General features: G+C 67.9%; 17 protein-coding genes. 9 read left to right on the forward strand and 8 right to left on the reverse strand.

Annotation, left to right across the window (positions count from 1 at the left end; genetic code table 11):
• Positions 1-10: 10 nt before the first annotated feature.
• A complete protein-coding gene (nirB, locus tag CY658_RS08395; RefSeq protein ID WP_101489685.1) occupies positions 11-2,443 on the reverse strand; it encodes a nitrite reductase large subunit NirB in 2,433 nt (810 codons plus the stop codon).
• Positions 2,444-2,507: 64 nt separating this feature from the next.
• Between nirB and CY658_RS08400 the strand changes: the two genes are divergently transcribed.
• Positions 2,508-4,226, forward strand: a complete 1,719-nt coding sequence (locus CY658_RS08400) for a bifunctional protein-serine/threonine kinase/phosphatase (RefSeq protein WP_101489686.1) — start codon at positions 2,508-2,510, stop codon at positions 4,224-4,226.
• A gap of 20 nt (positions 4,227-4,246) precedes the next feature.
• Here CY658_RS08400 and CY658_RS08405 read toward each other — a convergent pair whose 3' ends face one another.
• Complete coding sequence (locus CY658_RS08405; RefSeq protein WP_101490287.1) at positions 4,247-5,512, reverse strand: MFS transporter; 1,266 nt, start codon at positions 5,510-5,512, stop codon at positions 4,247-4,249.
• Between the two features lie 260 nt (positions 5,513-5,772).
• Between CY658_RS08405 and CY658_RS08410 the strand changes: the two genes are divergently transcribed.
• Positions 5,773-7,065 carry a type IV pili methyl-accepting chemotaxis transducer N-terminal domain-containing protein gene (locus tag CY658_RS08410; RefSeq protein ID WP_101490288.1) on the forward strand — a complete coding sequence of 431 codons (1,293 nt, stop codon included), beginning with the start codon at positions 5,773-5,775 and terminating at the stop codon, positions 7,063-7,065.
• Between the two features lie 143 nt (positions 7,066-7,208).
• Here CY658_RS08410 and CY658_RS08420 read toward each other — a convergent pair whose 3' ends face one another.
• The 4 genes from CY658_RS08420 to CY658_RS08435 form a co-directional block, all read right to left on the reverse strand.
• Positions 7,209-8,018 carry an ABC transporter ATP-binding protein gene (locus CY658_RS08420; protein ID WP_101489687.1) on the reverse strand — a complete coding sequence of 270 codons (810 nt, stop codon included), beginning with the start codon at positions 8,016-8,018 and terminating at the stop codon, positions 7,209-7,211.
• Positions 8,015-8,941 carry a nitrate ABC transporter permease gene (ntrB, locus tag CY658_RS08425; RefSeq protein WP_101489688.1) on the reverse strand — a complete coding sequence of 309 codons (927 nt, stop codon included), beginning with the start codon at positions 8,939-8,941 and terminating at the stop codon, positions 8,015-8,017. Before ntrB ends, CY658_RS08420 begins: the two co-directional genes overlap by 4 nt.
• A 13-nt stretch (positions 8,942-8,954) precedes the next feature.
• Positions 8,955-10,202, reverse strand: coding sequence for a CmpA/NrtA family ABC transporter substrate-binding protein (locus CY658_RS08430; RefSeq protein WP_101489689.1), 1,248 nt, complete (start codon positions 10,200-10,202; stop codon positions 8,955-8,957).
• Between the two features lie 318 nt (positions 10,203-10,520).
• Entirely contained in the window at positions 10,521-11,786 is a 1,266-nt protein-coding gene (locus CY658_RS08435) for a nitrate regulatory protein (protein WP_101489690.1), read from the reverse strand.
• A gap of 100 nt (positions 11,787-11,886) precedes the next feature.
• Here CY658_RS08435 and tsaD point away from each other — a divergent pair, with 100 nt between their 5' ends.
• Complete coding sequence (gene tsaD, locus CY658_RS08440; protein ID WP_101489691.1) at positions 11,887-12,948, forward strand: tRNA (adenosine(37)-N6)-threonylcarbamoyltransferase complex transferase subunit TsaD; 1,062 nt, start codon at positions 11,887-11,889, stop codon at positions 12,946-12,948.
• On the opposite strand, the gene CY658_RS08445 is transcribed toward tsaD, so the two are convergent.
• Positions 12,884-13,651, reverse strand: coding sequence for an alpha/beta hydrolase-fold protein (locus tag CY658_RS08445; RefSeq protein ID WP_101489692.1), 768 nt, complete (start codon positions 13,649-13,651; stop codon positions 12,884-12,886). The two genes, tsaD and CY658_RS08445, sit on opposite strands and share 65 nt — an antisense overlap.
• A gap of 191 nt (positions 13,652-13,842) precedes the next feature.
• Positions 13,843-14,214 carry an Hsp20/alpha crystallin family protein gene (locus tag CY658_RS08450; RefSeq protein WP_101489693.1) on the reverse strand — a complete coding sequence of 124 codons (372 nt, stop codon included), beginning with the start codon at positions 14,212-14,214 and terminating at the stop codon, positions 13,843-13,845.
• Between the two features lie 127 nt (positions 14,215-14,341).
• Between CY658_RS08450 and CY658_RS08455 the strand changes: the two genes are divergently transcribed.
• The 6 genes from CY658_RS08455 to pnp all read left to right on the forward strand — a co-directional run bounded on the left by CY658_RS08455 (position 14,342) and on the right by pnp (position 21,548).
• A complete protein-coding gene (locus tag CY658_RS08455) occupies positions 14,342-15,625 on the forward strand; it encodes a branched-chain amino acid ABC transporter substrate-binding protein (protein ID WP_101489694.1) in 1,284 nt (427 codons plus the stop codon).
• The gene (locus tag CY658_RS08460; protein ID WP_257884786.1) at positions 15,622-16,824 is read left to right on the forward strand and encodes a pyridoxal phosphate-dependent aminotransferase; all 1,203 of its coding nucleotides are present in this window, start codon (positions 15,622-15,624) and stop codon (positions 16,822-16,824) included. The genes CY658_RS08455 and CY658_RS08460 overlap by 4 nt, the downstream gene beginning before the upstream one ends.
• 11 nt (positions 16,825-16,835) lie before the next feature.
• Positions 16,836-17,636, forward strand: a complete 801-nt coding sequence (locus tag CY658_RS08465) for an AraC family transcriptional regulator (protein ID WP_101489696.1) — start codon at positions 16,836-16,838, stop codon at positions 17,634-17,636.
• A 106-nt stretch (positions 17,637-17,742) separates the two neighbouring features.
• The gene (locus tag CY658_RS08470) at positions 17,743-18,753 is read left to right on the forward strand and encodes a DMT family transporter (protein WP_101489697.1); all 1,011 of its coding nucleotides are present in this window, start codon (positions 17,743-17,745) and stop codon (positions 18,751-18,753) included.
• Positions 18,750-19,016 carry a 30S ribosomal protein S15 gene (rpsO, locus tag CY658_RS08475; protein ID WP_056579564.1) on the forward strand — a complete coding sequence of 89 codons (267 nt, stop codon included), beginning with the start codon at positions 18,750-18,752 and terminating at the stop codon, positions 19,014-19,016. The genes CY658_RS08470 and rpsO overlap by 4 nt, the downstream gene beginning before the upstream one ends.
• A 204-nt stretch (positions 19,017-19,220) precedes the next feature.
• Positions 19,221-21,548: a polyribonucleotide nucleotidyltransferase gene (pnp, locus tag CY658_RS08480; protein ID WP_101489698.1), complete on the forward strand. Its 2,328-nt coding sequence runs from the start codon at positions 19,221-19,223 to the stop codon at positions 21,546-21,548.
• Positions 21,549-21,637 lie beyond the last annotated feature (89 nt).

Raw genomic sequence — 21,637 nt, forward strand, 5'->3', positions numbered from 1 at the left:
GGCTCTCCGGTCACACGCTCAGCGGCGCAAACTGCCGCACATCCACCGAGGCCTGGGCTGATTCGAACCACGGATCGGGCTCGCCGTCGAGCGCGAACTGCAGCCGCTCCCACAGCGCCTTGCGGCCTTCAACGTCTTCGAGGATCTTCTTCTTCACGTAGTCCAGCCCGACGCGGCCGATGTAGTGCACCGTGCGCTCCAGGTACCAGCCTTCCTCGCGGTACAGCTGCAGGAAGGCGCCGGCGTGTTCCATCACTTCCTCGGCGGTCTTCACCTTCACGAGAAACTGCGCCACTTCGGTCTTGATGCCGCCGTTGCCGCCCACGTAGAGCTCCCAGCCCGAGTCGACGCCGATCACGCCCACGTCCTTGATGCCGGCCTCGGCGCAGTTGCGCGGGCAGCCCGACACGGCCAGCTTGACCTTGTGCGGCGAGTACATGGCCCACAGCGCGCGCTCCAGGTCCTTGCCCATCTGCGTGGAGTCTTGCGTGCCGAAGCGGCACCACTCGCTGCCCACGCAGGTCTTCACCGTGCGCAGCGACTTGGCATAGGCGAAGCCCGAGGGCATGCCGATATCCTTCCACACGCCTTCGAGGTCTTCCTTCTTCACGCCCAGCAGGTCGATGCGCTGGCCGCCGGTGACCTTGACGGTCGGGATCTTGTACTTGTCGGCCGCGTCGGCAATGCGGCGCAGCTCGTCGGGCGTGGTGTGGCCGCCCCACATGCGTGGAATGACGGAGTAGGTGCCGTCCTTCTGGATGTTGGCGTGGCTGCGCTCGTTGATGAAGCGGCTCTGCGGATCGTCCTTGGCCTCTTTGGGCCAGGTGCTGATGAGGTAGTAGTTGACGGCCGGACGGCAGGTGGCGCAACCGTTGGGCGTGCGCCAGCCCATGGCGCGGTACACGTCGTCGTGCGTGAGCCAGTGCTCCTTGCGGATGGCGTCGCGCACGTCCTGGTGGCTGGCTTCGGTGCAGCCGCAGATCGCCTTCTTCTTCGGCGTGGCCGAGTAGTCGCCGCCGGCCGTGAACATCAGGATCTGCTCGACCAGCCCGGTGCACGAGCCGCAGCTCGCGCTGGCCTTGGTGTGCTTCTTCACCTCGTCGAGCGTGAACAGGCCCTTCTCCTTGATGGCCTTGCAGATGGTGCCCTTGTTCACGCCGTTGCAGCCACACACCTCGGCGTCGTCGGGCATGCTCGCGGCCTTGCTGTGGCCCTCGTGGCCGGTGTCGCCGATGTTCGATTCGCCGAACATCAGTTTGTCGCGGATGTCGTGCACGCTGCGGCCGTCGCGCAGCAGCTTGAAGTACCAGCTGCCGTCCACCGTGTCGCCGTACAGGCAGGCGCCGATCAGCTTGTCGTCTTTCAGCACCAGCTTCTTGTAGACGCCACCGAAGGGGTCGCTCATCACGATTTCTTCGGTGCCTTCGCCGCCCATGAACTCGCCGGCGCTGAACAGGTCGATGCCCGTCACCTTGAGCTTGGTGGACGTGAGCGAGCCCAGGTAGCGGCCGATGCCGAACAGCGCGAGGTGGTTGGCCGCGACCTTGGCCTGCTCGAACAGTGGCGCGACCAGCCCGTAGGCGATGCCGCGGTGCGCCGCGCATTCGCCGACCGAGTAGATGCGCGCGTCGGTCACCGTCTGCATGGTGTCGGTCACGACGATGCCGCGGTTGCAGTGCAGGCGCATCTTCTCGGCCAGCTCGACGTTGGGGCGGATGCCCACGGCCATCACGACCAGGTCGGCCGCGACTTCGGTGCCGTCCTTGAAGCGGATGGCCTTGACGCGGCCATCGTCGCCACCGACGAGGTCCTGCGTCTGCGCGCCCATGAGGAACTTCAGGCCGCGGTCTTCGAGCGACTTCTGCAGCAGCTTGCCCGCCACGTCGTCGAGCTGGCGTTCCATGAGCCAGGGCATCACGTGCACCACCGTCACGGTCATGCCGCGCAGCATCAGGCCGTTGGCCGCTTCGAGGCCCAGCAGGCCGCCGCCGATGACCACCGCGTTCTTGTGCGTGCGCGCGGTCTCGATCATGTAGTCGGTGTCGGCGATGTCGCGGTAGGCGATCACGCCCTTCAGGTCCTTGCCGGGCACCGGCAGCATGAAGGGGTTGGAGCCGGTGCACATCAGCAGGCGGTCGTAGGGCGCTTCGGTGCCGTCTTCCGCACGCACGATGCGGTTCACGCGGTCGACCTCGACCACCTTCTTGCCGGCGTGCAGCGTGATGTGGTTGTCGGTGTACCACTCCCAGCTGTTGAGCACGATCTCGTCGACCGTCTGCTCGCCAGCCAGCACGGGCGACAGCAGGATGCGGTTGTAGTTCGGGTGCGGCTCGGCGCCGAAGACGGTGATGTCGTACAGGTCGGGTGCGATCTTCAGCAGCTCTTCGAGCGTGCGCACGCCGGCCATGCCGTTGCCGACCATCACGAGTTTCATTTTCTTCATGGGGCGGGGCCTTTCAGGGAAATCAACCGAACGACGGCCCGCGGCGCGCGGTCAGAATCGCGCCATGAGCTTTGAAGTGGACATCGGCTACAGCAGCCAGCGCGGGCCGCGCGACGCAAACGAAGACTTCGCCGGCGCGGTGCATGCACCCGCCGGCGACGAAGCGCGCGGGCTCATCGCAGCCATTGCCGACGGGGTGTCCAGTGGCGGACGCGGCCGCGAAGCGGCGCAGACCACGGTGATGGGTTTGCTGGCCGACTACTTCGCCACGCCCGCGACCTGGGAGCCGACCGCCGCACTCGACCGTTTGATCGGCGCGCAGAACGGCTGGCTTGCCGACCACAATCGCCGGCGCCAGGGCAAGCAGGAGGGCGCCGGCACGGCGCTCACCACGCTCACCGCGCTGGTGCTGCACGGCCAGAGCTACACGCTCGCGCATGTGGGCGACACGCGCGCCTGGCGCGTGCGCGCCGACGGCGAGCCCGCGCAGCTGCTCACGCAGGACCATGCCTTCGACCATCCCGACATGCGCAGCCGGCTCACGCGCGCCATCGGTCTGGACGACCAGGTGCGTGTCGACTACGTGCAAGGCGACGTGCGCGTTGGCGACTGCTTCGTGCTCAGCACCGACGGCGTGCACGGCGTGCTCAAGCCGCAGCAGGTGGCCGCGCTCGCGCTGCAGGGCGACGCCGAGGCAGCCAGCGAAGCGCTGGTGCAGGCGGCACTCGACGCCGGCACGCGCGACAACGCGACCGCGCTGGTGATCCGCGTGGTGGGGCTCGACGCGCGCCAGCTCGACGACGAACTCGGCGACGGCCGACGCCTCGCGCCGCCACCCGTGCTGAAGGTGGGCGACGTGCTCGACGGCTACGTCATTACCGCGCCCGTGGCCGACACCGGCGTGCACCTGCTGTACCAGGCGCGCCATCCGGTCACGCGCGAACTGGTCGCGCTCAAGACCCTGCATCCCTCGCGCGCCAGCGACCCGCAAGAGCGCGCGATGCTGGCGCACGAAGCGTGGCTGGGGCAGCGCGTGGGCGAGGGCGGCGGGTTCGTGCGCGTGCACGAGCGCGCCGCGGATGCGAGTGCGCTCTACATCGTGTTCGACTGGCACGGCGGGCGCACGCTCGAGCAGATGCGCAAGGACGGCGCGCGCGGCACCGTGGCCGAGGTGGTCGCCGCGGCCATCGAGGTGAGCCGCGCGCTCGGGCGCTTGCACCGCCACGGCGTGATCCACCGCGACATCAAGCCGGGCAACCTGCACCGAGGCGACGACGGGCGCTGGCGCATCCTCGACCTGGGCGTGGCGATCTCGGGCCGCGAGGGCGCAGCGCAGCGCGAGCTGCATGCGGGCACGCCGAGCTACATCAATCCCGAGCAATGGGAAGAGGGCGGCGTGGCCGATGCGGGCAGCGACCTGTTCGCGCTCGGTGCCACGCTGTACCAGTGGCTCGGCGGGCACCTGCCCTACGGCGAGATCGAGCCCTACCAGGTGGCGCGCTACCGGCGCGATCCGGTCGCGCTCTCGCGCCTGCGGCCCGACGTGCCCGTGTGGCTCGACCACCTCGTGCGCAAGGCCGTGGCCCGCGATCCGCGCGAACGCTTCGAAACCGCCGAGGAGATGCTGCTCGCGCTGGAGCGCGGCGCCTCGCGCCCCGTGAACGCGCCCGCCGCCACGCCGCTGATCCGCCGCGACCCGCTCGCGCTGTACCAGCTCGCGCTCGGCGTGTCGGTGCTGTTCAACGTGCTGCTCATCGTGTGGCTCTTGTTCCTGCCACGTTGAGCGGGGGCGGGCGAGCAGGGTCATGAGCGGGCGGCCTTGCGAACGGGCGAGGGCTTTGCAGCAGCAGGGGCGGGTGTGACGCGCGCGCGCCCGCCTTTTTCGGCCCAGGTGCGCGTCCAGCGGATCTGCATCACGCGCATCACGCCCAGCATCACGAGCGACAGCAGCGCGAAGAACACGAAGCCCCAGGCATAGCTGCCCAGGTACTGCTTCGACAGGCCCATGGCGTTGGGCACGAGGCCGCCGCCGAGGGCGCCGATCTCGCCGATCATCGAGCCGGCCACTGCCGTGCTCGCGGGCCAGCGCAGCGGCACCAGCTGGAACAGCGCGCCGTTGCCTGCGCCCAGCGCGGCGAAGCACACGATGAGCAGCAGCGTGGTGAGCGCCAGCGAGCCTGACGAAAAACCCACGAGCACGAGGCCCACGGCCACCACCAGCAGCACCACCGTGAGCGTGTTCACGCCGCCCCAGCGGTCGGACAGCCAGCCGCCCACGATGCGCACCGCCGCGCCCATGAAGGCCGCGAGCATCGTCAGCTGGCCGGCCTGCACCTTGCTCACGCCGAACTGGTCGTAGTAGTACGAGGGCAAAAAGGTCGTGAGGCCGATGAAGCCGCCGAAGGTCACGCCATAGATCAGGCTGAAGACCCAGCCGTCTTTCTCGAACAGGCAGGCGATGTGTGCGCGGAACGTCCCGTGAGGGTCCACGTCCGGCGGCTCTTTCGCGAACACCACCATCACCACCATCGGAATCAGGATCGCGACCGCGGCCACGCCGTACACCGCCTGCCAGCCCAGCCACAGTGCGAGCGGCGGCGCCACCAGCACCGACACGGCCGTGCCCACGTTGCCCGCGCCCACCAGGCCCATGGCCAGGCCCTTGTGCTGCGGCGGGAACCAGCCCGAACCCAGCGACAGCGCCACGCCGAAGCTCGCACCGGCGATGCCCAGCAGCACGCCCATCGCGAGCAGGTCGTTGAAGCTCTTCACGAAGAAGAAGCCGAACAGCATCGCCACGGCGATGAGGCCCATCTCGACCAGCGTGGCCTTCTTGCGGCCGATGTACTGCGAGAGCAGGCCCAGCGGAAAGCGCATGAGCGCGCCCGCGATGATCGGCACCGACAGCATCAGGCCCTTCTGCGCGGGCGAGAGGTCGAAGGTCTCGCCGATGAAGGGCGCCATGGCGCCGTTGAGCACCCAGATGCAGCAGGAGAACGAGAAGTACAGGAAGGCCGCGAACAGGGTCGGACTGTGGCCTGACTGCAAGAAATTCCTGAAACCTGACATGGTGTTCAAACGTGCAAAAAGCCGCGGCGCGACCCGGAGAGGGTCGTGTCGACGGACAGGGGTGGAGTCGGGAGGCCGGCGGCGAACGCCGTCGGCATGGGGGTGGGCCCGGCCTGGAAACGGCCGGGGCGGATGCAGGAACCTGCAGCCTCACCAAAGCGGTGCTTCGTTACACCGTGCCCTGTTCGATGCAAGAGGCGTGCCCGCGAATGCAGGCTGGCGTGACCTATGCTTCCCGGGCCTTGCCACTCCTTGCCGCCATGTCCCTTCTCGTCGTCCTTTCCCCTGAACCCGCTGAAGGCGAGCCCTTGCCGGCAACGCTGCAGCAGTCGATCGATGCCGCGGGCGTCGCGGGTGTCACGGTGCTGGGGCGTGCGGGCTGCCACACGCTGGTGCAGCGCACGCAGGCGCTTGCACCGTCGATGGTCCTGGTGCATCTGGATGAAACAGAGCCGCAACTCGATGTGCTGCTCGAAGCGCTGGCCGCATGGAGCGGTGCACCGCCCTGCGCATTGGGCGTGATGAGCGCGCCGCTGGACGGCGCGCAGCACGCGGCGCTCGTGGCCGCGGGCGTGCACGCGTGGGTACCCCACGAGGGCGTCGATTCGCTCGCCGCACTGATCGCACAAGCGCAGGCCCGCTGGACGCGCGAGGCCGCGTTGCGCACCGAACTCGACGGCCTGCGCACACGCATGGACGAGCGCAAGTGGGTCGACCGTGCCAAGGGCCTGCTGATGTCCGCGCGCGGCATCGGCGAGGACGAAGCTTTCGGCCTGCTGCGCGGCGCGGCGATGCACGCCAACCTGCGGCTGGGCGAGGTGTCGCGCTCGGTCATCGAGGCTGCGCAGTGGGCCGAGGCGATCAACCGCGCGGGCCAGCTGCGCATGCTCTCGCAGCGGCTGGTGCGTGTGGCGGCGCAGCTCGCGGCCGGCATCGACGCGCAGCGTGCGCGCGTGCTGCGCACCCAATCGACCGAGCGGGTGCAGCAGACGCTGGATCATCTGACGGCCCTCGAACTGGGCCCGGCCGGCGTGCAAGCGCTCGGCGAGGTGCAGGCCGCGTGGACTGGGCTGGCTGCGCTGCTGGGCGCCAAGCCCGCGTCGACGGGGCTTGCTGCGATCGATGCGCGCGGTGAGGCCTTGCTGTCGGCGGCCGAGGCGCTGACAGACGCGCTGGAAGCTTCGGGCGCACGGCGCGCACTGCGCATCGTCAACATCTGCGGACGGCAGCGCATGCGCGCGCAGCGGCTCGCCAAGGACGCGCTGCTGGCCTCGACGCTCGCGGCCGGCGCTTCGCGCGACCGGCTGCTGCCGACCATGCACGAGTTCGAGGCCGCGCTGCTGGAGCTGGAGCGCGCGCCGCTCAGCTCGCCCGAGATCCGCGCCGGGCTGGTGAGCGCGCGCGACGAGTGGCTGCGCCTCGTCGGCGGCGTGCAGGCGCTCGACAGCCCCGAAGGGCGCGCCACGCTGGTGCGTTCCAGCGAGGCGCTGGTCGACACCTTCGAGCGCCTGACCGGGTGGTACGAGCACAGCCTGCAGGTCATCATGTCCTGAATCACCTGGCAAACCCCCAGGCTTCGCGCACTTCGTGTCGCTTCTCCTACCCCCTTGCAGGGGGCGACACCAGCGGCCCGGCGAAGCCGGTTCCGCGGTGTCTCTCGAAGGATCGACACGATGTCATGCACCCGGGGCGTGCTTCAGGCCGCGGCCTTCTCCACATGCGCCTGGCGCGTGTAGAGAAAATCGATCACCGCCTTGCGTGCGTGCACATAGGCCGGGTCTTCGGCCAGCGCCACGCGGTTGCGCGGGCGCGCGATGTCCACTGCCAGCACTTCGCCGATGGTGGCGGCCGGGCCGTTGGTGAGCATCACGATGCGGTCGCTGAGCAGCACGGCCTCGTCGACGTCGTGCGTGACCATCACGACCGTGCTGCGCGTCTTCTGCACGATGGCGAGCAGTTCGTCCTGCAGCTTGGCGCGGGTGAGAGCGTCGAGTGCGCCGAAGGGCTCGTCCATCAGCAGCACCTTGGGTTCCATCGACAGCGCACGGGCGATGCCCACGCGCTGCTTCATGCCGCCCGAGATTTCGCCGGGCCGCTTCTGCGCGGCGGGCGTGAGGCCCACCAGCGCGAGCGCCGCGTCGGTGCGCTCGCGCAACTGCGCCTTGCTCTCGGTGGCCGCGAACACGCGCTCGACCGCGAGGTACACGTTCTCGAAGCAGGTGAGCCAGGGCAGCAGCGAATGGTTCTGGAACACCACGGCGCGCTCGGGGCCCGGGCCCTTGATCTCCTTGTTGGCGCACAGCAGCACGCCCTGCGTGGGCGTGGTCAGCCCGGCGATCAGGTTCAGCAGCGTCGACTTGCCGCAGCCCGAGTGCCCGATGAGCGTGACGAACTCGCCCTTGGCCACGTTCAGGTTCACGTCGCGCAGTGCGACGAAGCGGCCCTTGGGTGTCTTGAACGCCTGCTCGACGCCGTGGATCTCGATGTACTTCGAATCGTCGTTCATGACTTCACCTCTTCGAACGTGAATGCGGTGGCGAGCTTGATGAGCGCGAACTCCAGCACCAGACCGACGATGCCGATCACGAAGATCGCGATGATGATGTTGGCGACGTTGAGGTTGTTCCACTCGTCCCACACCCAGAAGCCGATGCCGACGCCGCCCGTGAGCATCTCGGCCGCGACGATCACCAGCCACGCGGTGCCCACGGCCAGGCGCACGCCCGTGAGCATGTAGGGCAGCACGGCGGGAAAGAGGATCTTGGTGAGGATCTTCCATTCGCTGAGGTTGAGCACCTTGGCCACGTTCATGTAGTCGCTGGGCACGCGCTGCACGCCCACGGCGGTGTTGATGACCATCGGCCAGATCGAGCAGATGAAGATGGTCCAGATGGCGGCCGGGTTGGCGCCCTTGAACACCAAGAGGCCGATGGGCAGCCAGGCCAGCGGCGACACCGGGCGCAGCAGGCTGATCAGCGGATTGAACATGCGCGAGAGGAACTCGAAGCGCCCGATGGCAAAGCCGGCCGGAATGCCGACCGCTGCCGCGAGCCCGAAGCCCAGCGCCACGCGCTGCAGCGACGACAGCACGTTCCAACCCACGCCCTGGTCGTTCGGCCCCTTGCTGTAGAACGGATCGCTGAACACCGTGAGCGCCTGCTGCCAGGTGGCGAGCGGCGTGGGGAAACCGGTGGTGCTCTTCATAGCGACGATTTCCCAGACCAGCACGAGCAGGCCGAAGCCCAGGAACGGCGGCAGCACGCGCATCCAGAAGGCGCGCAGGTCGAGAGGCGTGCGTGGCTTCTTCTCTTTCTCCGCGCGGGGGAGTGGGGCGGCCTTGGCATGGGCCACACCCTCACCCCGGCCCTCTCCCGCATGCGGGAGAGGGAGGGATGCATTCAGGGGCGAGTGAAAGACGGCGCTGACCATGGTGTGTTTCTCCTCAGACATGCAACTTGAACGAGTCCGCGTACTTCTTCGGGTCCTTGCCGTCCCAGACGGTGCCGTCGAAGAGCTTGCTGCTGCGCATCGTGTCCTTGGGCACGGGCGTCTGCGTGGCGGCGGCGGCCTGCTTGTAGATGTCGATGCGGTTGATCTCGGTGGCCACCTTCAGGTAGTCGGGGTGCTCCTTCAGCAGGCCCCAGCGCTTGTGCTGCGTGAGGAACCACATGCCGTCCGACAGGTACGGGAAGTTCACGGCGCCGCCGTTGTAGAACTTCATGTGGTTGGGGTCGTCCCAGCTCTTGCCCAGGCCGTTGACGTAGCGGCCCAGGATGCGCTGGTTGATGGCGTCCACGCTGGTGTTGACGTAGCTCTTGTCAGCGATGGTCTCGGCCATCTTGTTCTTGTTCTGCAGGCCGGTGTCGATCCACTTGCTGGCTTCGAGGATCGCGGCAGTCACGGCGCGTGCCGTGTTCGGGTACTTCTTCGTGAACTCCGCGGTGCAGCCCAGCACCTTCTCGGGGTGGTCCTTCCAGATGTCCTGCGTGGTGATGGCCGTGATGCCGATGCCGTCCATGATGGCGCGCTGGCCCCAGGGCTCGCCCACGCAGTAGCCGTCCATGTTGCCCACGCGCATGTTGGCGACCATCTGCGGGGGCGGCACGGTGATGTTCTTCACGTCCTTGAACGGATCGATGCCGGCCGAGGCGAGCCAGTAGTACAGCCACATGGCGTGCGTGCCGGTGGGGAAGGTCTGCGCGAAGGTGTACTCGCGCTTCTCGGTGGCGATGAGCTTGGCGAGCGAGGCCGCATCGACCGCGCCCTTGTCGGCCAGCTTCTTCGACAGCGTGATGGCCTGGCCGTTGTTGTTCAGGGTCATGAGCACGGCCATGTCCTTCTTCGGGCCGCTCAGGCCCAGGTGCATGCCGTACACCAGGCCGTAGAGCACGTGGGCCATGTCGAGGTCGCCGTTGGAGAGCTTGTCGCGCACGCCGGCCCAGCTGGCTTCCTTGCTGGGGACGATCTTCACGCCGTACTTCTTGTCGATGCCGAGCACTGAGGCCATCACCACGCTGGCGCAGTCGGTCAGCGGGATGAAGCCGATCTTCACTTCTTCCTTCTCCGGCTTGTCCGAGCCCTGGGCCCAGACGGCGGCGCGCAGCGCGGGGTCGATGCCCACGGCGCCGAGGGCGGCGGCCTGCAGCACGCGGCGCCGGCTCAGTTTGGTTTTCAGCAGCAGATCGGACATGGGCGGGGCTCCAGAAGTGAAAGACAAAAACGAAAAGGCGTCCGCACCGCGCAGGGGCTGCTCGTGAACGAGCCCTTGCGGGATGGGGACGCCTTTGTCCGGTTCGGTGGGCCGCACCCGCCGTTGGGTGCAACCTGCCTCAAGACCTTGCGGTCTGTGACAAGCTCCATGCAAGCGGTGTGCCAGGCCTGAATCGCCGGTGGGAGCTATGGAAAAGATAGCTGGCAGGGCGCGCCGGTGCAGGGGAAAGTTCCTGCGGGCTGGCAAAACGGGGCGACGCACAACTGTTGTGCGCTGCACCAATCCAAGCGGCCCGGGTCAGCGCCGCGGTGCAGGTTCGAGCGGCAGGTAGTCGGCCATGGCCAGCATCGACTCGGCCACGTCGACGAGGCGGCGCTTCTGGTTCATGGCGGTCTGGCGCAGCATCTTGTGCGCCTCGGCTTCGCTCAGGCGCCGGTGCGCCATCAGCAGGCCCTTGGCGCGCTCGACGATCTTGCGTTCGTTGAGCGAGGCACGCACGGTGTCGAGTTCGTCGCTCATGGCCTGCAGGCGCTGCGACTGCTCCTGGACCATGTCGAGCACCGAGCGTTCGAGGTGGCGCCCGAGCTGCGCCGGCGTGGCGTCGTGCGCCTGCTGGGCATCGTCGAAGAACAGCGCGCCGCCGGCCTGCGGGGCCAGCGTGCCGAGCAGTTGCCGGTAGGCGGCCAGCTCGCTGCGGGCCTGGGCGGTCTTGTGGTCGCACAGCGCGCGCAGGTCGGCCGAGAGGCGGTTCTCGACCGTCTGCATGGCGTCGATGCGCCGGGTGCAGCAGTCGAACCAGGCCTGGCTCAGCAGCGCATCGGCCGGCACCGAGGTGGCGCCCTTGCGGCGCAGGCGTTCGAGCTCGGCCAGCACGGCGTCGGACTGGCTGTCGTGCCAGAGGGTGCGCACGGCGTCTCCCGAGAAATCGATGAACACCTGGAAGCAGCGCTCCTGCGACTCGATGAGGTGCCGCCATTGCTGGCGCTGCGCCTCGTCGCCACGGCCCAGCGCGAACGCGGCGGCGCCGAAGGCGCGCTCCTGGCCCGCGAACTCCTTGCCCTGCATGAAGTTGAACATCGCCACCAGCAGGCGCGAGATCTCGGGGTCGGTGGCGCCGTCGGCCGCCTCGAACACCACGGCCAGCAGGCCGGCGACCAGCTTGGCGAAGGCGGCCACGGCCTGCGCCGGCTGGAGGTCGAGCGCGTCGATGCGCTGGCGCAGCGCGGGCAGGGCGTCCAGGCCCGGCAGCACCCAGGCGATGCGGCTGAACAGGCGCGCGCCGTGGCCGGCGCCCACCACGCGGTGGTGCTCGGCCTCGAGCCGGTCGAAGCCGGCGCGCACCTGCTGCTCGAGCGCAAGGCATTCGGCGATCTGCGGACCGCGCTGGTCGGCGAAGCGCCCGCCGTGCGAGGCCAGGAACACGTTCGACATGCCGCGCTCGCGCTGCAGCGCATGCACGAGCCGCCCGATCGCGCCGACCAGTTCGCTGGTGCGCGCGAGCTGGTCCAGCGCGTCGATCTCGCATCGGCGCGCGGCGATCAGGAAGCTCAGGCCGGAAGTCATTCGTGGGGGAGTAGGAGGAGCGCACTTCACTCGTGCAACTTCCGTGCCTCGCTTGCCCCTTCGCGGGCGCCGCCGACGGGCGACCCCTACACTCGGCGCCATGCTCTTGTTGGGAATCGAATCATCCTGCGACGAGACCGGCGTGGCGCTGGTCGAGTCGCACGGCGACGCGCTGCCGCTGCTGCGTTCGCACGCGCTGCACAGCCAGATCGCCATGCACCAGGCCTACGGCGGCGTGGTGCCCGAGCTGGCCAGCCGCGACCACATCCGCCGCGTGCTGCCGCTCACCGAAGCCGTCATGGCCGAAGCCGGGCGCTCGCTCGCCGAGATCGACGTGGTGGCCTACACGCGCGGCCCGGGCCTGGCCGGCGCGCTGCTCGTGGGCGCGGGCGTGGCCTGTGCGCTCGGCGTGGCGCTGGGCAAGCCGGTGCTGGGCGTGCATCACCTCGAAGGGCATCTGCTGTCGCCGTTCCTGAGCGCCGACCCGCCCGAATTTCCGTTCGTGGCGCTGCTGGTGTCGGGCGGCCACACGCAGTTGATGCGGGTCGACGGCGTGGGCCGCTACGAACTGCTCGGCGAAACCATCGACGATGCGGCCGGCGAGGCCTTCGACAAGAGCGCCAAGCTCATGGGCCTGCCGTACCCCGGCGGCCCCTGGCTCGCGAAGCTGGCCGAAGACGGCGACGCCGCAGCCTTCAAGCTGCCGCGACCGCTGCTGCACAGCGGCGACCTCGACTTTTCGTTTGCCGGCCTGAAGACGGCCGTGCTCACGCAGGCCAAGAAGCTCGGCGACCAGCTCGACGTGCGCAAGGCCGACCTGGCGGCGTCCACGCAGGCAGCGATCGTCGAGGTGCTGCTGAAGAAGTCGCTCGCGGCGCTCGACCAGACCGGCCTGAAGCGGCTGGTGGTGGCGGGCGGCGTGGGGGCCAACAAGAACCTGCGCGAGCAGCTGAACGCGGCCTGCGCGAAGCGCAAGGTGCGCGTGCACTACCCCGAGCTGCACCTGTGCACCGACAACGGCGCCATGATCGCCATGGCGGCTGCGATGCGGCTGCAGTCGGGCTTGTCGCAGGCCTCGGAGCGCTATGCCTTCGACGTCAAGCCGCGATGGCCGATGGCATCGCTGATGACGCCCGAGGCGCCACAGCCGGAAACCGCATAGCCGGCGCGCGTGCGCCGCGCACCAGCGCGGGCAGCGAGGGCAACGGCAGCACATCGAGCACATTGCGCCAGAGCTGGCGCCACTCGGGCCAGTCGTGGCCGCCTTCGGTGGTGAACACGCGTCCCGGTGGCAGGGCGTCGGCCAGCAGCTTGTGGTTGCTGGCAAAACGGTCGGCCAGGCCGAAACCCAGGTAGAGCGGCGGCAGGTCCTTGGAAGGCTTCGCCGCCAGGTACTGCTGGAAGAAGGGCCAGAGCTTGCGGTCAGGTTCCTCGTCGGGCTGAGGCCCGGTGGGCGCCTGCCACGTGCGCAGCCCGCCGGCCTTCTTGATCTCCGCGCCGAGCACGCGGCGCCCGAGGTAGGGCGCCAGCGCCACGATGCCGTCCACCGAGCCCGGCCGCGCCAGTTCGTGGATCAGCGCACCGAAACCGCCGATGGAAATGCCGACCAGCCAGATCGAGGTGTAGCCCTTGGCCCGCTGCGGCTCGATGACGTCGGCATGCAGCCGCTCGCTGAGGGTCTGGTCGTAGTAGTAGGAGACGTCCGCATCGACCAGCAGCGCGTCGGCCGCGAGGTGCCGCTCGCGCACGGCGCTGATGAAGCCCTCGCGCTCGAACTCTTCGGGTTTGAGGTACGCCCCTGGCAGGAAGATCAGGAGCGTGTCGGACTGTTCGGTGTCATTGGCTGACTGCAGGTGCGTTTTCATGGTGCCTTGAGGCACACCCGCTGTCCGCACCGCCCCGGGAACTCGATGCGTTTACGAGATGCCCACGAAGAAGAAAGTACTAATAAATCGTCACATCATGTGACGTTATACGGCACTATTGTGAATACGACGCTTGTTTAAAGTCAAAACAAGCTGTCACTAACATTTTCTTCGTGGGGGCATCGCTCGGACTAGTTGATCTGCAAGTTCGAAACCTGGCTTGCCGGCACCAGCTTGCCGAGCTTCAGGGTCAGCACGCCGTTCTCCAGCTTGGCGTCGCTGGTGGCCAGGTCGATGGCTTGCGGCAACTCGTAGGCGAGCTTGATCTGGCGCTTGGCTTCGGCCTTGCTTTCGATGCGGACCACGGCGCCTTCGATGGCCACCGACAGGTCTTCGCGCGACAGGCCGGGCACGTCGAGCGACAGCGTCCAGCTCTTGTCGTCCTGCTCGACCAGGGGCGAGCGACGGGCGCCGGCAAAGGCGTCGTTCACGAAGCGCTCGAAAGCGCGGTCATGGGCACGGGGAGCGAAATGGGCGGTGCGGTGGGTGGGGGCGAAAAACATGGCTGAAACTCCTGGATGAATGAACACAACGGGGACATGGAATGTGTGTCCCTTACACTGCGCGGCCTTTCCATCGTGAGTGCCGCTTGACACCTCATCTAGGCGCATCGGCACGCGTTTCAAGACAATGAAAACCCCCTTTATTTGGCGCCGCCAGGCCTTGAAATTCGCAGCGGCGGCGCTATGCGCGACCCCGTTCGCCGGCTTCACGCAGGCCCCGCAACCCGCCCCGATCCGGCTGGCGCTCATCGAGAGCATGAGCGGCCCCTTCGCGAACACCGGCGAGGCCGTGTTCCGCAACCTGCTGTGGGCCGTGGAGCGCGTGAATGCACGCGGCGGCGTGAAGCTGCCGGGTGGCGCGCGACCGCTGCAACTCGACCGCTACGACAGCAAGGGCCAGAACGAAGAGGCGCTGTCGGCACTGCGCGCGGCCATGGACGATGGCACCCGCATCGTGCTGCAGGGCAACTCGTCGGTGACGGCGGCGGCGCTGATCGATGCCATCGACAAGAACAACGAGCGCGACCCATCGCGGCGCGCGATTTTCCTGAACTACTCGGCGGTCGATCCGGTGCTGACCAACGAGCGTTGCAGCTTCTGGCACTTCCGCTTCGACGCTCATGCCGACATGCGCGTGGCCGCACTGATGGACGTGGTGAAGGACGACGCGGCACTCAAGCGCGTCTACCTGATCGGCCAGGACTACAGCTTCGGCCAGGCCGTGCTGCGCGAATCGCGCCGCCAGCTCGGCGCACAGCGCCCCGACGTGGAGATCGTCGGCGACGAGCTGCACCCGATGGGCAAGGTGAAGGACTTCGCGCCCTACGCCACCAAGATCCTCGCCAGCGGTGCGCAGGCCGTGGTCACCGGCAACTGGGGCAACGACCTCACGCTGCTTGTGAAGGCTGCGCGCGAAGCCGGTTTCAACGGCACCTTCTACACCTTCTACGGCAACGCACTGGGCGCGCCCGCCGCCATCGGCGACGCGGGCATCGGCCGCGTGGTCGCCGTGGCCGACTGGCTGCCGAACGTGCAGACGCCGCAGTCCGAAGCCTTCTACCGTGCCTTCCGCACGCGCTTTCCGCGCCCGGCCGACGACTACGTGCACATGCGCATGCAGTTGCTGGTCGAGTCGCTCGCGCAGGCGCTGGAACGCGCTGGCAGCGCCGAGGCCGTGCCGTTGGCGCGTGCGCTGGAGCAGGCCGACGTGAGCCTGTACGGCCAGCGCGGCCGCATGCGCGCGGCCGACCACCAGTTCCAGCAGCAGCTCGTGGTCGGTGTGATGGACAAGCAGGGCAAGCCCGGCGTGCAGTTCGACGTCGAGGGCTCGGGCTACGGCTTCCGCGTGATCAAGACGATCGCGCCCGAGCGCGCCGAGCAGCCCACGTCCTGCAAGATGAAGCGCCCTTGAAACAGACGACCCCGACAGCACAGGAACCCCCAGACATGCGTGAAGCCATCCACCACCTCGAAGCCTCGAAGATTCGCGAAGTCGCCAATGCCGGCATGGGCCGCGACGACGTGCTCGCCTTCTGGTTCGGCGAGAGCGACGAGGTCACTCCCGAGGTGATCCGCCAGGCGGCCATCGAGTCGCTGCAGCGCGGCGAAACCTTCTACGCGCACAACCTCGGCCTGCCTGAGCTGCGCGAAGCCATTGCGCGCTACACCAGCCGCCTGCATCCGGCGGTCGATGCCTCGCGCATCGCCGTCACCTCGGGCGGGGTGAGCGCACTGATGCTCGCGGTGCAGGCGCTGGTCGACGCAGGCGATGACGTGGTCGCCGTCACGCCTGTGTGGCCCAACCTCACGGCGCAGCCGGCGATCATGGGCGCGCAGGTGCGCACCGTGTCGCTGGTGCCGGTGAACGGACAGTGGACGCTCGACCTGCCCGCATTGCGCGCCGCGGTCACGCCGAAGACGAAGCTGCTGATCGTCAATGCGCCGAACAACCCCACGGGCTGGACGATGACGCGCGGCGAGCAGCAGGCCGTGCTCGACCATTGCCGCGAGACCGGCACCTGGATCCTGGCCGACGAGGTGTACGAGCGCCTGTACTTCGAGCCCACGCCGAATGGCTGTGCGCCGAGCTTCCTCGACATCTCGACGCCCGATGACCGCCTGGTCGTGACGCACAGCTTCTCGAAGAGCTTCCTCATGACCGGCTGGCGCCTCGGCTGGCTGGTGCTGCCGCCGGCGATGGTCGACGGCATCGGCAAGCTGATCGAGTTCAACACCTCGTGCGCGAGCGTGTTCACGCAGCGCGCCGCCATCGCGGCGCTCGCGCACACGGCGGACATCACGCCGCGCGTGGTCGCGCACCTGAAGCAGTGCCGCGACACGCTGGTGCCGCTGCTGGCGGCGGTGCCGGGCGTGCAGGTGGCGCCGGCCAAGGGCGGCATGTACGCCTTCTTCCGGCTCGAAGGTTTTGGCGATTCGCTCGAACTCGCCAAGCGCCTCGTTGCCGAAGCGGGCCTGGGGCTCGCACCGGGCAACGCCTTCGCGCCCGAGGCGCAGGGCTGGCTGCGCTGGTGCTTCGCGTCGAAAGACCCGCAGCGGCTGGTGCAGGGCGTCGAGCGGCTGCGCGGCTGGCTGGCGAAGCAGGCGCGCTGAGGCTTATCGGCATGGCATCGAGGTCCGCGCCCGTCGATGCCGTGCGCATCCGCGGATCGGCGCTGCCGGGCCTGCAGGCGATCGCGGCCGAATCGGACCGCAGCTTTCCGCGCCACATGCACGACGTGTTCGGCATCGGCGTGATGGACCGCGGCGGGCAACGCTCGGCCAGCGGGCGCGGCGCGGTCGAGGCGGTGCGTGGCGACGTCATCACGGTCAATCCGGGCGAGGTGCATGACGGTGTCGCGATGCGCGGCGAAGCGCGGGCCTGGCGGATGCTGCATCTGGCGCCTGCGCTGCTGTCGGACGGTGTGTCGCCGGGGTTCGAGCTGACACGGCCGGTGTTGAGTGATCCGGCGCTGCGGCGGGGCTTTGATCGACTGTTCACGGCCGTTGTCGAAGGCGACGACGTGCTGGCGCTGGAGCAGGGCGTGCTGCAACTGCTGCGCGATGCGCCTGGCGCGCGGGACCTGGAGTCAGCGCAACGTGTGGCGCCGGCAGCGATGGAACGCGCGCGTGCTCGTATCGCCGACGACTGCATCCATGCGCCCACGCTCGCCGAACTCGCGCGCGACGCGGGCCTGAGCCGCTATCAACTGCTGCGTGGCTTTGCGGCTGCCTTCGGCTTACCGCCGCATGCCTGGCTGCAACAGTGCCGGTTGTCGCGCGCCCGCCGGCTGATCGTGCAGGGCCGGGCGCTGGCCGATGCCGCCGCCGACGCGGGCTTCGCTGACCAGAGCCACATGACGCGGGCCTTCGTGCGCTTCCTGGGCTTCACGCCCGGGGCGTATGCGGCGGCGCGCTGCGGCTGAATCCTTCCCTTCCTTCCTCCCTGCAATTTCGTTCAAGACCGCCGACGCCTCGGTGGGAGACGCTCGCGCCTTTGTGGTTGCCAACGCAATCGGAAGGCGAAGAAACATGTCGGAACGAAGCAAGGGAATGTGGCTGTGCGCGCTCGCGATGGTCACTGTCGGCAGCACGGTGGTCGCGAGCAAGCTCATCGCGAGCGGCCTGCCGCCGTTCACGGCGACCGCGCTGCGCTTTGGGCTGGCGCTGCCCGTCTTTGCGGCGCTCATGTGGTTCATGCGCGCCCGTTGGCCGCGTCCCGACCGCCACGACGCGGTGCTGCTGCTGTGCCAGGCGGCGGCGGGCAGCGTCGGCTACACGGTGTTGCTGATCCTGGGTGTGCGCTGGGCACCCGCCGCCGATGCGGGCGTGGTGACCGGCACGCTGCCGGCCATGGCCGCGCTGGTGGCCGTGCTGGCGCTGCGCGAACGGCCGGGGCGTTATCTGATCGGGGGAATCGTGCTCGCGAGCCTGGGTGTGCTGGCGATCACGCTGCGCCCGGGTGGGGAGGGCGGCGAGCGCACGCCGACCGCGCTGCTCGGCAACCTGCTGGTGTTGGGCGCGGTGGCGCTCGAGTCGCTGTTCATCCTGCTCAACAAGCGGCTGCGCGTGCCGCTGGCGCCGCTGGTTCAATCGACGGCGATGGTCGCGCTGGGGCTGCTGCTGTCTGTGGTTCCGGCGCTGCTGGAGCGTGCCTGGCGTCAGCCGGTGCCGGCCGAGGCGTTGGCTGGCGTCGCCTACTACGCGCTCGTGCCGACGGTGGCGGGCTTCCTGCTCTGGTATGCGGGCGCCGCCCGGCTGCGGGGCGCCGAGGCGGCGCTGTTCACGGCGCTGATGCCGGTGTCGGCCCTGGTCCTGGCCGCGTGGTGGCTGGGGGAGGCGGTGGGGTGGCCTCAGATCGCCGGCGCCGCCTGCGTGCTGGGGGCCGTGGGGCTGGTTTCACTCGACGGAAGGCGGCGGGAAGGAGCGGTCAAGCCGGCCGATGTATACTCCCAAAGCTTTGCATGCCGCAAGGCGCACGGTGAGGGCAGTTCCAGTGCTCACCGCAAGTCAAACATCCCGGAACAAGGAAATTCAACATGATCGCAGCCTCCATCAAGGCCGAAGTTGTCAAGGACAACGCCCGTGCAGCCAACGACACCGGTAGCCCTGAAGTGCAAGTCGCACTGCTGACCGCCCGTATCAACGAGCTGACCCCCCACTTCAAGACGCACGCCAAGGACCACCACGGTCGTCGCGGCCTGCTGCGCATGGTCAGCCGCCGTCGCAAGCTCCTCGACTACCTCAAGTCCAAGGACGCCGAGCGTTACACCGCGCTGATCGCCAAGCTGGGTCTGCGCAAGTAATTCGAATCGCATGAAAAAACGCCTGGGTTAGTCCGCTAGCTCAGGCGTTTTTTACTTCGCGATCCACTTTCGGAGTGCCCAACAGAGCGAAGCTGTGTCATTCCAATGAAGTTCGCCCCGAGCTTCGCTGGAATGGCATCGTGTTCTGAGCAGCCTCCGACCCTTGCGAGTCCTGTGTGATTCGCTGTCAAAATAGGAGCAAAAATGAGCCTCTTCAACAAAATCACCAAGTCCTTCCAATGGGGCGACAAGACTGTCGTCATGGAAACGGGCGAAGTCGCCCGTCAGGCCAATGGCGCCGTGCTGGTCGACATCGACGGCACCGTGATCCTGGCGACCGTGGTTGCCTCCAAGTCGGCCAAGCCGGGTCAAGATTTCTTCCCGCTGACCGTCGACTACATCGAGAAGACCTACGCCGCGGGCAAGATCCCCGGCAGCTTCTTCAAGCGCGAAGCCAAGCCCAGCGAGCATGAAACCCTGACCAGCCGCCTGATCGACCGCCCGATCCGCCCGCTGTTCCCCGAAGGTTTCCTGAACGAAGTGCACGTGGTGATCCACACCGTGTCGCTGAACCCTGAAGTCGACGCCGACATCGCCGCCATGATCGGCGTGAGCGCCGCTCTGTCGATCTCCGGCATCCCGTTCAGCGGCCCGATCGGTGCCGCCCGCGTGGGCTACATCAACGGCCAGTACGTGCTGAATCCGGGTCAGACGGCCCGCAAGGATTCGCAGATGGACCTCGTCGTCGCCGGCACGCAAGCTGCCGTGCTGATGGTCGAGTCCGAAGCCCAGCAACTGAGCGAAGAAATCATGCTCGGCGGCGTGGTGTTCGGCCACGAACAAGCCAACATCGCGATCAACGCGATCCATGACCTCGTGCGCGACGCCGGCAAGCCGGTGTGGGACTGGCAAGCACCTGCCGAAGACGAGGCCTTCGTCGCCAAGGTCAAGGGCCTGGCCGAAGAAAAGCTGCGCGCTGTCTATCAAATTCGCAGCAAGCAAGCCCGCACGCAAGCCCTGCGCGAAGCCAATGCCAGCGTGATGGCATCGCTGAAGGAAAGCGGCGAGCCTTTCGACGCCGGCAAGGTCAACGACCTGCTGTTCTCGATCGAATCGAAGATCGTTCGCAGCCAGATCCTGTCGGGTGAACCCCGCATCGACGGCCGCGACACGCGCACCGTGCGTCCCATCGAAATCCGCAACTCGGTGCTGCCCCGCACCCACGGCTCGGCCCTGTTCACGCGCGGTGAAACGCAGGCGCTGGTCATCACCACGCTGGGCACCGAACGCGACGCACAGCGCATCGACGCGCTGGCCGGCGAGTACGAAGACCGCTTCCTGTTCCACTACAACATGCCTCCCTTTGCCACCGGCGAAGTGGGCCGCATGGGCTCGACCAAGCGCCGCGAAATCGGCCACGGCCGTCTGGCCAAGCGCGCGCTCGTCGCCGTGCTGCCAACCAAGGAAGAATTCCCGTACACGGTTCGCGTCGTGTCGGAAATCACCGAGTCGAACGGCTCCTCGTCGATGGCTTCGGTCTGCGGCGGTTGCCTCTCGATGATGGACGCCGGCGTGCCCATGAAGGCGCACGTGGCCGGTATCGCCATGGGCCTGATCAAGGAAGACAACCGCTTCGCGGTGCTGACCGACATCCTGGGCGATGAAGATCACCTGGGCGACATGGACTTCAAGGTGGCTGGCACGACCAACGGCATCACCGCGCTGCAGATGGACATCAAGATCCAGGGCATCACCAAGGAAATCATGCAGGTCGCACTGGCGCAAGCCAAGGAGGCGCGCATGCACATCCTGGGCAAGATGCAAGAAGCGATGGGCGAGGCCAAGGCCGAAGTTTCCAGCTTCGCACCGCGCCTGACCACGCTGAAGATCAATCCGGAAAAGATCCGCGACGTGATCGGCAAGGGCGGCTCGGTCATCCGTGGCCTGCAGGAAGAAACCGGCACGACGATCAACATCGACGAAGACGGCACCATCACCATCGCCTCGACCGATCCGGAAAAGGCAGAGTTCGCCAAGCGCCGCATCGAGCAGATCACCGCTGAAGTCGAAATCGGCAAGGTCTACGAAGGCCCGGTCACCAAGATCCTGGACTTCGGCGCGCTCATCAACCTGCTGCCCGGCAAGGACGGGCTGCTGCACATCAGCCAGATCGCGCACGAGCGCGTCGAGAAGGTGACCGACTACCTGAGCGAAGGCCAGATCGTGAAGGTCAAGGTTCTCGAGACGGACGAAAAGGGCCGCGTCAAGCTGTCCATGAAGGCCCTGACCGAGCGTCCGGCCGGCATGGAATACAGCGAGCGCCCGCCGCGTGAAGACCGCGGCGATCGCGGTGACCGTGGCGGCGACCGCCGTGAGCGTTCGGACCGCGGCGATCGCGGCGGCGACCGTGGTGGTGATCGTGGCGAGCGCGCACCGCGCTTCAACGACCAGCAGCAACAGCCCCGCGGCGAGCAGCAACAGCAGCCCGCCGGCGAGTCGCAGCAGCAAGCTCCGCGCGAACCGCAGGAGTAAGCAGTGAGGCGCGACGGCCTGGTGCCGTCGCCTCTCGTGGACAGCCAATGATGCCCGCCCCCGTGCGGGCATCCGAGTCTCGGAGACCC

The sequence above is a fragment of the Variovorax sp. RO1 genome (genome assembly GCF_002849325.1).
Classification (GTDB): Bacteria; Pseudomonadota; Gammaproteobacteria; order Burkholderiales; family Burkholderiaceae_C; genus Variovorax.

Coding starts and splice junctions, on each gene's coding strand:
- nirB (WP_101489685.1), bottom strand. CDS start 2,443: ATGAAGAAAATGAAACTCGTGATGGTCGGCAACGGCATGGCCGGCGTG.
- CY658_RS08400 (WP_101489686.1), top strand. CDS start 2,508: ATGAGCTTTGAAGTGGACATCGGCTACAGCAGCCAGCGCGGGCCGCGC.
- CY658_RS08405 (WP_101490287.1), bottom strand. CDS start 5,512: ATGTCAGGTTTCAGGAATTTCTTGCAGTCAGGCCACAGTCCGACCCTG.
- CY658_RS08410 (WP_101490288.1), top strand. CDS start 5,773: ATGTCCCTTCTCGTCGTCCTTTCCCCTGAACCCGCTGAAGGCGAGCCC.
- CY658_RS08420 (WP_101489687.1), bottom strand. CDS start 8,018: ATGAACGACGATTCGAAGTACATCGAGATCCACGGCGTCGAGCAGGCG.
- ntrB (WP_101489688.1), bottom strand. CDS start 8,941: ATGGTCAGCGCCGTCTTTCACTCGCCCCTGAATGCATCCCTCCCTCTC.
- CY658_RS08430 (WP_101489689.1), bottom strand. CDS start 10,202: ATGTCCGATCTGCTGCTGAAAACCAAACTGAGCCGGCGCCGCGTGCTG.
- CY658_RS08435 (WP_101489690.1), bottom strand. CDS start 11,786: ATGACTTCCGGCCTGAGCTTCCTGATCGCCGCGCGCCGATGCGAGATC.
- tsaD (WP_101489691.1), top strand. CDS start 11,887: ATGCTCTTGTTGGGAATCGAATCATCCTGCGACGAGACCGGCGTGGCG.
- CY658_RS08445 (WP_101489692.1), bottom strand. CDS start 13,651: ATGAAAACGCACCTGCAGTCAGCCAATGACACCGAACAGTCCGACACG.
- CY658_RS08450 (WP_101489693.1), bottom strand. CDS start 14,214: ATGTTTTTCGCCCCCACCCACCGCACCGCCCATTTCGCTCCCCGTGCC.
- CY658_RS08455 (WP_101489694.1), top strand. CDS start 14,342: ATGAAAACCCCCTTTATTTGGCGCCGCCAGGCCTTGAAATTCGCAGCG.
- CY658_RS08465 (WP_101489696.1), top strand. CDS start 16,836: ATGGCATCGAGGTCCGCGCCCGTCGATGCCGTGCGCATCCGCGGATCG.
- CY658_RS08470 (WP_101489697.1), top strand. CDS start 17,743: ATGTCGGAACGAAGCAAGGGAATGTGGCTGTGCGCGCTCGCGATGGTC.
- rpsO (WP_056579564.1), top strand. CDS start 18,750: ATGATCGCAGCCTCCATCAAGGCCGAAGTTGTCAAGGACAACGCCCGT.
- pnp (WP_101489698.1), top strand. CDS start 19,221: ATGAGCCTCTTCAACAAAATCACCAAGTCCTTCCAATGGGGCGACAAG.